This is a genomic window from Rhodococcus sp. PAE-6, from assembly GCF_025290685.1.
GTDB lineage: Bacteria > Actinomycetota > Actinomycetes > Mycobacteriales > Mycobacteriaceae > Rhodococcus > Rhodococcus pyridinivorans.
Genome location: NZ_JAOCLZ010000230.1, coordinates 1 through 237 on the forward strand (window position 1 = coordinate 1; position 237 = coordinate 237).

Annotated in this window: 1 protein-coding gene; it reads right to left on the reverse strand. The window is 65.4% G+C overall.

Annotated features, from left to right (window positions below; translation table 11 throughout):
* Positions 1 to 237, reverse strand: a 237-nt coding sequence (locus NVV99_RS26860; protein WP_260783341.1) for a transposase, incomplete at both ends; no start/stop codon positions are given.

Sequence of the window (237 nt, forward strand, 5' to 3'; positions counted from 1 at the left end):
GCAGGCCCAGCACTTCGCGGTGCCCGTCGGCGATGACTCCGGTGGCGACCATCGCGACTGCGTTCACGACCTGCTTGTTCTCGCGGACTTTCAGCGTCAATGCGTCGGCGGCGACGAACGTGAACGGGCCCGCGTGATCGAGTCGGCGTTGCCGGAACGCGGCGACCGGTTCGTCGAGGGCTTCGGCCATGCGTGATACCTGGGACTTCGACAGTGCGTTGATGCCGAGGGTTTTGA